The sequence below is a fragment of the Pseudomonas sp. PDM25 genome (assembly GCF_019219045.1).
Classification (GTDB): Bacteria; Pseudomonadota; Gammaproteobacteria; order Pseudomonadales; family Pseudomonadaceae; genus Aquipseudomonas.
Map to the genome: position 1 here is coordinate 1 of NZ_JAHUWL010000093.1, position 288 is coordinate 288.

Genomic DNA, 288 nt, shown 5'->3' on the forward strand with positions numbered 1-288 from the left:
GTGCAGTGTTCATCACCAAGGAAAACAGCCCCAGGTTCTGGAGGAGTCGGTCACCAGCGAAGAGAACGCCGAAGATGGCTTCACCCAAGGCTACCGCAACACCTTCACCGCGATTCCCTGGGACGTGTTCTACCGTCCACCGCTGGTCACCCGTGAAAAGAAATTGGTGAGCCAGACCGCCCGTGTCACCGGGCCTGCCGGCGAGGAAATCTTTTGTGATGAGTACGGTCGGGTCAAGGTCGAGTTCAATTGGGACCGGGCCGAACTGAACAGCGACAAGAGCAGTTG

General features: G+C 58.0%; 1 pseudogene. It reads left to right on the forward strand.

The features are described 5' to 3' along the window. Window positions 1-288: pseudogene (locus tag KW848_RS31475) on the forward strand (type VI secretion system tip protein VgrG); the annotation flags it as partial.